This window comes from Paracoccus denitrificans, assembly GCF_900100045.1.
GTDB lineage: Bacteria > Pseudomonadota > Alphaproteobacteria > Rhodobacterales > Rhodobacteraceae > Paracoccus > Paracoccus denitrificans.
In genome coordinates this window covers 47619-54300 of sequence record NZ_FNEA01000028.1, presented here as the reverse complement: position 1 = coordinate 54300, position 6682 = coordinate 47619, and the positions used below count along the sequence as shown (strand labels likewise).

The 6682-nt window shown below is 65.7% G+C and carries 9 protein-coding genes, 1 pseudogene and 1 other annotated feature; of the genes and pseudogenes, 4 read left to right on the top strand and 6 right to left on the bottom strand.

Translation table 11 applies throughout. The features are described 5' to 3' along the window. Nucleotides 1-98: 98 nt before the first annotated feature. From arsB to BLT64_RS20405, 6 genes and pseudogenes are all read right to left on the bottom strand, one after another. Nucleotides 99-1172 (bottom strand): ACR3 family arsenite efflux transporter, encoded by a 1074-nt coding sequence (gene arsB / locus BLT64_RS20425; protein WP_041530546.1) that lies wholly within the window; start codon nt 1170-1172, stop codon nt 99-101. 12 nt (nt 1173-1184) lie between these two features. After that, nucleotides 1185-2138: an arsenate reductase (glutaredoxin) gene (gene arsC / locus BLT64_RS27845; protein WP_011749597.1), complete on the bottom strand. Its 954-nt coding sequence runs from the start codon at nt 2136-2138 to the stop codon at nt 1185-1187. Next, nucleotides 2131-2493 (bottom strand): ArsR/SmtB family transcription factor, encoded by a 363-nt coding sequence (locus BLT64_RS20415; protein WP_011749598.1) that lies wholly within the window; start codon nt 2491-2493, stop codon nt 2131-2133. The genes arsC and BLT64_RS20415 overlap by 8 nt, the downstream gene beginning before the upstream one ends. Before the next feature lie 303 nt (nt 2494-2796). Beyond that, nucleotides 2797-2958 (bottom strand): universal stress protein, encoded by a 162-nt coding sequence (locus BLT64_RS27840; RefSeq protein ID WP_371862688.1) that lies wholly within the window; start codon nt 2956-2958, stop codon nt 2797-2799. A gap of 58 nt (nt 2959-3016) precedes the next feature. Next, a pseudogene (locus BLT64_RS27835) lies at nt 3017-3175 on the bottom strand (universal stress protein); the annotation flags it as partial. A gap of 11 nt (nt 3176-3186) precedes the next feature. Then, nucleotides 3187-4677, bottom strand: a complete 1491-nt coding sequence (locus BLT64_RS20405) for a SulP family inorganic anion transporter (protein ID WP_011749599.1) — start codon at nt 4675-4677, stop codon at nt 3187-3189. A gap of 74 nt (nt 4678-4751) precedes the next feature. Next, nucleotides 4752-4809 (bottom strand) — a sequence feature (sul1 is cis-regulatory element that is thought to sense ions involved in sulfur or methionine metabolism; They are found in Alphaproteobacteria). 363 nt (nt 4810-5172) lie between these two features. Here BLT64_RS20405 and BLT64_RS20400 point away from each other — a divergent pair. The 4 genes from BLT64_RS20400 to BLT64_RS20390 all read left to right on the top strand — a co-directional run bounded on the left by BLT64_RS20400 (nt 5173) and on the right by BLT64_RS20390 (nt 6620). Then, entirely contained in the window at nt 5173-5370 is a 198-nt protein-coding gene (locus BLT64_RS20400; RefSeq protein WP_011749600.1) for a DUF1127 domain-containing protein, read from the top strand. 156 nt (nt 5371-5526) lie between these two features. Next, nucleotides 5527-5748: a hypothetical protein gene (locus BLT64_RS26540; RefSeq protein ID WP_128493045.1), complete on the top strand. Its 222-nt coding sequence runs from the start codon at nt 5527-5529 to the stop codon at nt 5746-5748. A gap of 21 nt (nt 5749-5769) precedes the next feature. Further along, complete coding sequence (locus tag BLT64_RS20395; RefSeq protein WP_011749602.1) at nt 5770-6180, top strand: VOC family protein; 411 nt, start codon at nt 5770-5772, stop codon at nt 6178-6180. Next, a complete protein-coding gene (locus BLT64_RS20390; RefSeq protein ID WP_241663492.1) occupies nt 6138-6620 on the top strand; it encodes a class I SAM-dependent methyltransferase in 483 nt (160 codons plus the stop codon). The genes BLT64_RS20395 and BLT64_RS20390 overlap by 43 nt, the downstream gene beginning before the upstream one ends. Nucleotides 6621-6682: the final 62 nt, after the last annotated feature.

Genomic DNA, 6682 nt, shown 5'->3' with positions numbered 1-6682 from the left:
ATAGAGCAGCAGGATGCGCGGCGGATGGGTTGCGCGCGGAACCGGGGGCAGGTCCGGCTGGTGGACCGCACCGGGCGACAGGTTCGGCAAGTCGGGGATCATGCGCGGGCCTCTTGCGGGGTTGCTGCGGGGAACCAGCGGCGGCCCAGCCACAGGGCGGCGTTGACCAGCAGGATCAGCACCGGCACCTCGACCAGCGGGCCGATGACCGCGGCGAAGGCCACGGGCGAGGTCAGCCCATAGGCGGCGATGGCGACAGCGATGGCCAGCTCGAAGTTGTTGCCGGCGGCGGTGAAGGCGATGGCGGTGCTGCGCGGATAGTCCCGGGCGATCAGGCGGCCCATGGCGAAGCTGACGACGAACTGGATGGCGAAATACAGCACCAGCGGGATAGCGATCCTGATCGTGTCGAGCGGCAGGCGCAGCACGTCGCCGCCCTTCAGGCTGAACATCGCCACGATGGTGAAAAGCAGCGCGGCCAGCGTGATCGGGCCGATCCTCGGCAGGAATACGTTCTGATACCAAGCGTCGCCCTTGCGCGCGATCAGCACATGCCGGGTCAGGAACCCGGCGGCGAAGGGGATGCCCAGGTAGATCAGCACCGCCTCGGTCACCGTCCGGAAACCCACCTCGATCACGCTGCCTTCCAGCCCGAACAGGGGCGGCAGCACGGTCAGGAACAGCCAGGCATAGGTCGAGAAGAACAGGATCTGGAAGATCGCGTTGAAGGCCACCAGCCCGGCGACATATTGCCCGTCACCGCGCGCCAGCTGGTTCCAGACCAGCACCATGGCGATGCAACGCGCCAGGCCGATCAGGATCAGCCCGGTCATGTATTCGGGATGATCGCGCAGGAAGATCACCGCCAGCGCGAACATCAGCACCGGCCCGATCAGCCAGTTCTGCACCAGCGACAGCACCAGCACCCGCCTGTCGGCAAAGACCCGGGGCAGGTCCTCGTAGCGGACCTTCGCCAGCGGCGGATACATCATCAGGATCAGGCCGATGGCGATGGGAATGTTGGTCGGGCCCACCGACATGGCGTGCAGCGCATCCGGCAGGCCGGTGAACACGGTGCCCAGCAGGATGCCGAACGCCATGGCCGCGAAGATCCACACGGTCAGGTAGCGGTCGAGAAAGGAAAGCCGGCGGGCCGGGCGGTCGAGGGTCATCATCTGTTCCTTTCAGGCCGGGCGGATACGGTTGCCCTGGGCATCCACGACTTGCTCGCCGTCTTCCTTGCTGAAGGCGGCGCGCTGCGGCGGCAGCAGGTCCAGCACCTGCTCCGAGGGCCGGCAGAGCCGCACGCCCCTGGGGCTGACCACGATGGGCCGGTTGATCAGCACCGGATGCGCCAGCATCGCCTCGACCAGCGCCGCGGCGGGCAGCGCCGGGTCGTCCAGGCCAAGCTCGGCATAGGGCGTGCCTTTCTGGCGCAGCAGATCGCGCGGCGCGATGCCCATGCGGGCGATAAGCTGTTCCAACATCGCGCGCGAGGGCGGCGTCTTGAGATATTCCACCACATGCGGCTCGATCCCGGCATTGCGGATCATGGCCAGCACGTTCCGCGAGGTGCCGCAGTCCGGGTTGTGATAGATCACGACATCCATGCCGTCCGCCGCCCCGTTCGCGCCTTCGGATCGCCCGATCTCGTGCAGCCTGGAGACGAGGCTGGCGCGATCGAGGGTGCCGATCGGCAGGGCGGCAAAGGTTTGGATGCGCGCCTTCATGTAGCGCAGCGTCTCGATGAAGGCCATGTCGCGCTGCAACTCGCTGCCGGTCGCGGCTGCCGGGTCTGGAAGGCCCCAATGCGCCGTCATCGGCTGGCCCGGCCAATAGGGACAGGCCTCGCCCGCCGCGTCGTCGCAAACGGTGAAGACGAAATCCATCACCGGCGCGTCGGGCCCGGCGAATTCGTCCCAGCTTTTCGAGCGCAGCCCTTCGGTCGGGTAATGGTAGTTCTGCAGGATCTTCAGGGTCCGCGGATGCACCTCTCCCTTCGGCTGGTTGCCGGCCGAGAAGGCGCGGAACCGCGCGTCGCCCTCCTTGCGCAGCACGCTTTCGGCGATGATCGAGCGGGCGGAGTTGCCGGTGCAGAGAAACAGCACGTTGAAGACACGAGGCGAGGCGTCAGCCATGCAGGGCATCCTTGCCGGGTTCACAGGAGCAGGACAGCGCGGCCGCGACCGGCGCGCAGATCTCGGGGTGGCCGTCGCAGCAATCCCGCATCAGGAATGCGATCAGCCCGGCCAACGTTGGGAATACGGCGCTGTAGATGATGAAGCGCCCTTCGCGCCGGGACCGGATCAGCCCGGCCTGTTCGAGATGGGTCAGGTGAAACGACAGCCGCGAGGTGCTGGCGCCCCCCAGAGCCTCGCCGATGGCCCCGGCCGCCATGCCCTCCGGCCCGGCCTTGACCAGCAGCCGGACGATGCGCAGCCGGGTTTCCTGCGACAGTGCCGCGAAGCCGGCAAGGGCGCGTTGCTCGTCCATCGAATCAACCTCTCAAGATATGTTGATATATAGCGCGCCGGGATGGATCAACGCAAGTTGAAATGGCGGGGTGATATCCTGCGCCGCTGCGAACGGCTGCAACCGTCGTGGTGATGAGATGCAGAGTCGCAGTTGCAGCCCTTGCTCGGACCTGGCTTGCCCGCTTCCGGAGGAGGGGCATCGTAAAACGGCCGTCCGGATGCGGCAGTGCCGCATTGCAACTCGGTTCGGATGCCCCCGCCTACTCTTGCCGAGGCGGAATGATGCCGGGGAACGAGGTCAGCGCATCAAGACGACAGGCACCTAGCAGGATCGGATCATGGCGGTGGTGGTGGGCCGATGATCAGGGCTGCGGATGCGCGAATGGCCGTAGGCCCCCATGACCAGCAGGTCGAAGAGCGCCTGCTCCACCAGCTTGCCGCGCGCGGTTTCCGGCTGCCCCGGCAGGATCGCGGTCTCGGCCATGAGCCCTGCCGCGTTCCTCCGGCAAGGCGGTGCGGGCGCCAAGCGCGATGGCCCCTGAGAGGTCCGGCCTTTCCGGCGCCTCGCGGCGGCCCAGCACGTGGATCAACTCGACCGGCGCGCCGGTGCGGCCCGACAGCCATGCGGCATGGTCGCAGACGCTGGCCGAATAGGCCGAGTCGCCGACAAGGGCGACGATCTTCTGCGGTTCTTCGCTCATGTCTTCCTCCCTCAATGCGCCATCAGCCTGTCCATCGCGCCGGGCTTGTCATGAATGGCAAGCCTGTCGACGATGGTTTCCGAGGCCTCGTTCATGCCGACGATCTCGACCTCGGCCCCGTCGCGGCGGAACTTCAGCACCGCCATGTCCAGGGCCTGCACCGAGGAAATGTCCCAGATATGGGCGCGGCTGACATCGATGATCACCTTCTCGACCGCCTCGTTGAAGTCGAAGGCTTCCATGAAATCCTCGACCGAGCCATAGAACAGCTGCCCCTCGATCACATAGCTGCGCAGCCGGCCATCGGGGGTGAGATGGGTCGTGACCTTGAACAGCTGCGCGATCTTGGCGGCAAAGAAGATGCCCGACAGCAGCACGCCCACCAGCACGCCGATGGCAAGGTTGTGGGTCCAGACCACCGAGGCCACGGTCGCCAGCATCACCATCGAGGAGGACCGCGGATGCGTGCGCAGGTTCTTCAGCGACGACCAGGAAAAGGTGCCGACTGACACCATGACCATGATCGCCACCAGCGCAGGCATGGGGATCTGCGCCACCCATTCGCCCAGAAAGACCACCAGGATCAGCAGCACGAAACCGGCGGTGAAGGTCGAAAGCCGCCCGCGTCCGCCGGATTTCACGTTGATCATGCTCTGCCCGATCATGGCGCAGCCGGCCATGCCGCCGATGAAGCCGGTGGCGGCATTGGCGATGCCCTGGCCGATGCATTCCTGGTTGCGGTCCGATTTCGTGTCGGTCAGTTCATCGACCAGGTTCTGCGTCATCAGGCTTTCCAGCAGGCCCACCACGGCGATGGCCAGCGAATAGGGCAGGACGATCAGCAGCGTCTCGCCCGTCAGCGGGATCTGCGGGATCATGAAGACCGGCAGCGTATCGGGCAGCACCCCCATGTCGCCCACCGTGCGCACGTCCCAGCCGAAGGCCATCGAAAGCGCCGTCAGCACGACGATGGCGACCAGCGGCGAGGGGACGGCCCGGGTCAGCAGCGGAAACAGGTAGATGATGGCCAGTCCGGCCGCGACCAGAACATAGGTCAGCCAGCTGACCCTGGACGGGTCCAGTTCCGGCAATTGCGCCAGGAAGATCAGGATCGCCAGCGCATTGACGAAGCCGATCATCACCGATTTCGACACATAGCGCATGACGAAACCCAGGCGCAGCAGCCCGGCGCCGATCTGGATCAGCCCGGCCAGCACGGTGGCGGCCAGCAGGTATTGCAGCCCGTGGTCGCGCACCAGCGTGACCATCAGCACCGCCGTTGCCGCCGTGGCAGCCGAGATCATGCCCGGCCGCCCGCCGGTGAAGGCAACCAGCACCGCGATGGAAAAGCTGGCGTAAAGCCCTACCTTCGGGTCCACGCCGGCGATGATGGAAAAGGCGATGGCCTCGGGGATCAGTGCCAGCGCCACGACCAGCCCGGCCAGCAGGTCGCCGCGGATATTGCCGAACCATTGGGTCCGGTAGGCATCAAGTGAAATCATGTCATCCGTTCCTGACCGATCAGGGCCCGGAATGGGGCCGCATGTCGAGTTTTCGATCTTGGGGTGTAGGTTCGGGTTGTCCGGCGGATCGGCGGCCGGAACAGCCAGCCGGGAGTTGCACCCGGCTCCATGCGTTTCGGGTGGCTGTTATGCGCAAACATCGCGCATTTGCAACCCGGAACAGCAAAACCGGAGCGGAGGCCAGCGATCCTGCCGGCATTTCAACCCTGTCTCCGCCGCTGCTTTGGCGAAGACGCTTTCCCCACGCCCCGCCTGGGCGGTCGTCGCGGAAAATGCCGATCGGCAACGGAGCAGGTAGAAATGTTCGGTTTGGGTCGGGACGTGATTTCTGCCCGCCCGTCCGCAGCCCATGCTGCAGCGCGGAATGCATGGCTGGTTTGCCGGCATTACGGCTACTTCCCGTCAGGTGCCCAGCCTATATCCGCCTTGTCCGAAACATGCCCGCCGGATGGGCAAGATGAAAAAGGTGCCGAGATGTCCGCTGTCGAGATGAGCCATAGCCGTGCTGCTGCCGGTGGCCTGGGTCAGGTTTTTGCCCGCGTGACCGCGATGGTCGCCGCCTGGAACGACGCCCGCATCACCCGCCGCGAACTGCACCGGCTGACGGATCGGGAACTGACCGATATCGGCCTGACCCGCGGCGATATCGAGCGCGTCGCCCGCGGCCTCTGAGGCCATCCCATCGATGAACGGACCCCGCGGCGATGCCTCGGGGTTTTTTCATGCGCGGGTGATGGAAAACCGAGGTTCGGCATGCTCGGAATTCTGGTCATGCGAGAAACAGTCCGCCATCATATCCGAGGCCGCGTGATAGGGGAATCGGAGGAGATGGCGGTCGATCTGCGGCATCGCCCTGAGCCGATCGCCGCGCGCTGTCGCATTCGGAGATCCACCGGGATGTCATGGCGCAGACGGCGTCCGGCGCCGCATCGCACACCTGACGGCAAGGGCGTTTCCGGCTATGATCCGGCGATGGACCGGATGCCGGTGAACTACCGCCCCATCGAGGCCGACGGCTTGACCGGTGCCGAAGACGGCATGGCACCCTAGGCCGTCAGACAGGAGGACAGCATGCTCGAGGCTCCACGCATCTACCCGACCTTCCGCTTCCGCAACGCGGCGGCGATGATCGACTGGCTGGAAAAGGCCTTCGGCTTCACCATCCACGCGAAATACATGGAGGACGGCAAGGTCGCCCATGCCGAACTGGCCTTCGGCTCGTCCATGATCATGTGCGGCGACGACAGGGACGACGCCTATGGCGAGATGGTGGGCCCGCCCTCGGCGCAGGGCGGCAAGTCGCTCTATATCGCCGTGGATGACGCTGACGCGATGTTCGCCCGCGCCCAGGCCGCCGGCGCGGCGATCGAGGAAGGGCTGACCGACCGCGACTATGGCAGCCGCGAATTCATCTGCCGCGACCCGGAAGGCAACCTGTGGTGCTTCGGCACCTGGTGGCCGAAGGTGACCGACAAGACCTGAGCATCATGGCACCGCGGATTTCGAACCGGATCGCGTCTTTCGTAGACGCTCTGCCGCTGGCGCCGAGCCATCGGGTGCTCGAGATAGGCTGCGGTCCGGGCGTGGCCGCCCGCGAGGTTTCCCGCCGTGTCGGGAACGGCTTCGTCCTGGCCATCGACCGCTCGGCCAAGGCGATCGAAAGCGCGGTTGCCGGATCGAAGGCGGAAATCGCCACCGGCCGCCTGCGGTTCCTGCGAGCGGCGATCGAGGATTTCGCATTGCCGCCGGGTGAAGAGCCTTTCGACATCGCCTTTGCGATGCGTGTGGGGGCGCTGGATGGACGCCACCCGGATATCGAGCAACGCGCCCTTGAACGATTGCGGGCGGTATTGAAACCGACGGGGCGGCTGTTCATCGACACGGGGCATCCTCTTCGGGAGATCGGGCTGCGAGGGCGGTGAGATATCCGCGAATTGCATGCGTCACGTAATGGGGATGAGATTTGCTGTCTGGCAGCCATTGG

Coding starts and splice junctions, on each gene's coding strand:
- arsB (WP_041530546.1), bottom strand. CDS start 1,172: ATGACCCTCGACCGCCCGGCCCGCCGGCTTTCCTTTCTCGACCGCTAC.
- arsC (WP_011749597.1), bottom strand. CDS start 2,138: ATGGCTGACGCCTCGCCTCGTGTCTTCAACGTGCTGTTTCTCTGCACC.
- BLT64_RS20415 (WP_011749598.1), bottom strand. CDS start 2,493: ATGGACGAGCAACGCGCCCTTGCCGGCTTCGCGGCACTGTCGCAGGAA.
- BLT64_RS27840 (WP_371862688.1), bottom strand. CDS start 2,958: ATGGCCGAGACCGCGATCCTGCCGGGGCAGCCGGAAACCGCGCGCGGC.
- BLT64_RS20405 (WP_011749599.1), bottom strand. CDS start 4,677: ATGATTTCACTTGATGCCTACCGGACCCAATGGTTCGGCAATATCCGC.
- BLT64_RS20400 (WP_011749600.1), top strand. CDS start 5,173: ATGTCCGCTGTCGAGATGAGCCATAGCCGTGCTGCTGCCGGTGGCCTG.
- BLT64_RS26540 (WP_128493045.1), top strand. CDS start 5,527: ATGGCGGTCGATCTGCGGCATCGCCCTGAGCCGATCGCCGCGCGCTGT.
- BLT64_RS20395 (WP_011749602.1), top strand. CDS start 5,770: ATGCTCGAGGCTCCACGCATCTACCCGACCTTCCGCTTCCGCAACGCG.